Below are 2,390 nucleotides of genomic sequence, written 5' to 3'. Positions count from 1 at the left end.
CGCACCAGCGTGCGGCTGGCTCCCCAGTCTCGCTGGGCAGCCTGGTCAGGCTTCGTCTTCTTGACCTCGGGCTTCCTGATCAGCGCGGTGTTCCTGATGGGGCAGTTCGACGTCATCCACCTGTTCTTCAGCATGCTGGGGCTCTACTACCTCCTGCAGGGTCGCCGACGCGCCTTCGTCGCGGCCTTCGCCGTCGCGATGGCGATCAAGTGGTTCCCGCTGTTCATCTTCCTGCCCGTGCTGCTCCTGGTCGAGAAGCGCGTCTCGCGCATCCTGCTGTGCCTCGCGGGTGTCCTGAGCGTGGCCTTCGTCTTCAAGGTCCCGTTCCTCTTCTCGGAGAACCCGAGTGCCAAGACCGGTTCCGACCTCATCGCCTTCATGGTGCTGGACAACCGCCTGCCGCTGGGCAGTGGCGGGGTGCCGATCTTCCCGCTGCTGTTCGTCCTGGTGTGCGTCGCCAGCTACGTCCGACGTCCCGGCAGCACGGCTGAGCTGCACCGAACCGCCGTCTACGCCGGGTTCGCCGGACTGGCGGCGTTCTTCGTGAGCGCGCCGGCCTTTCCGTACTGGTTCGCGATGTTGTGTCCGTTCCTCGCGATCCTCTGGGCGATCAACCCCGCACTGGCCAGGGTCAACCTGCTTCTCGAGACCGGACTCACCGCCGTGATGATCGTCCTGCACCAGATCATCTTCTTCTGGACCTACGACCTCAGCATCGTCAGCCCGATGCTCCTGCCGCGGATCTTCGAGCCTGTGGGCTCGCTCGCGGACCCGGTCAGTCCGCTCGGCCTCTACACGCGCCTCGGCCTCGTGTCCGACAGCTCCGTGCTGGCCGCGATCTTCACCGCCGGCATCGTGTGTCTGCTGGTGCTCCACCGCCCGCGCACGGACGAGGACCTCGCGCTCCTGACTCCGGACGATGACCAGGTCGTGGCGCTGGTCCACGTCCGCACCGCACTGATGCTGGGGCTCATGCTGGTCCCGGCGGCGGCATACCTGTACAGCCTGATCGCCCACGGCACCGCTGCCTGAGTGACCCGCTACTCGGGGTCGGCGATCGCGTTCATCTCGAAGTGCATGGGGTCGGTGTAGCCCCAGTCGCCGCCCCAGGCGAAGCCCCACCTCTTGAAGATCGCGACGACGGCGCGACTCATCTCACCGACGGTTCCCCGTTGGTTGCCGGGGACGTTCAGGTCGAACGCGATGCCGAAGGAGTGCAGCGAGAGCTGCTGGGTGCCGGCGATGTAGCGCGGGTAGTAGCAACCGGCGTACTCCCCCGGATGGATCTCCTGCGCCAGGTCGCCGGTCGACTGGATCTCGAGCAGCGCCGCCCGCAGCTGCGGGAAGATCACCTTGTGGCAGGTGACGTTGCCCAGGATGGGCACCTGCTCGGTACGGATGTTGGCGGCCACCCAGGACTGCTCGGGCGCGATCCTTCCCGCCGCGAGCACCGTGTAGCGGAAGGTTCCAACGGCCGCGGCGACCGAGCCGCCCGTCAGCACCGCTGTCTGTTGGGCACCCGGGTCGAGGTTGGGCCCGAGGATGGAGACCGCCGCGTCGTCCCCGACGATCCGCTGCAGGTCCTTCATCACGAACCGCGGTGAGTTGATGCCGGTGTTGATCAGCATCGCGTTGTCGGTGGGGACACCGAGCTCCTCGCCCCACAACTCGTTGACCACCGCGTCGATCTGCGGCACCTGCGGTGCATAGGCGCCGATGTGCACGTCCGGCGCATCCTCGTCGTTGCCGAGCTTGAGGTAGCCCGCCTTGTCCTGCAGCTGCTTGGCGAGCTTCTTCTCCAGTGCCACCTCGCCCCCCGCGACCCGGTCCCACTGCTCCTGGAGCTCGGCGGATTCCCGGACGGTGAAGTTGCGGTAGGTCGACGGGTCGACCGCGGCGATGTTGATGACCCGGTTCTCGATGCCGACGTCTCCGAGTGAGAGCACCAGCGAGCTCTTGACGGACTTGAGCGCGTTGATCTGCTCGATCACGTCCGGGTCGAGAGCGGTCCGGGCCTTGATCATCAGGTCCGCGAGGACCAGCGCGCCCTTGCGCGGACCGGGCGGATCGACGGCGTGGTTCGGATCCGCGACCGGCGGCTCGCTGGGTGAGGGTGCGGTGGACTTCGAGGTCGACGGAGACGGTGAGGACGATGGCGCCGCCGGCGACTCGCCGCCGCAGGACGTCGCGAACAGGAGCAGACCGGCGGCTGCCGCCGCGCGCGCTCGGTGCACTCCCGTCATCACCCTCCTCCTCGAAGGGCTCAAGGGTAGGCGCTCGATCACCAGGATGCGGCCACACGATGTGACGAGGGACGGAACCAGGCGATGGAACGCACGGGCGGCAGCCACGGCGGACATCGATGAGCGCGGGCGTCGGTGACGACTTCT

2 protein-coding genes are annotated in these 2,390 nt (G+C 67.4%); one reads left to right on the top strand and one right to left on the bottom strand.

Translation table 11 applies throughout. From position 1 onward, the window contains the following. The coding region (locus RMO85_RS18930; protein WP_310530268.1) for a hypothetical protein at positions 1-1,032 on the top strand (1,032 nt) is incomplete at its 5' end. A gap of 8 nt (positions 1,033-1,040) precedes the next feature. On the opposite strand, the gene RMO85_RS18925 is transcribed toward RMO85_RS18930, so the two are convergent. Beyond that, positions 1,041-2,243: a M15 family metallopeptidase gene (locus tag RMO85_RS18925; RefSeq protein ID WP_310530267.1), complete on the bottom strand. Its 1,203-nt coding sequence runs from the start codon at positions 2,241-2,243 to the stop codon at positions 1,041-1,043. Positions 2,244-2,390 lie beyond the last annotated feature (147 nt).

The organism is Nocardioides sp. (genome assembly GCF_031422975.1).
Taxonomy (GTDB): domain Bacteria; phylum Actinomycetota; class Actinomycetes; order Propionibacteriales; family Nocardioidaceae; genus Nocardioides.
The sequence above is the reverse complement of the archived record's forward strand: the minus strand, read 5'-3'. Positions and strand labels throughout refer to the sequence as shown.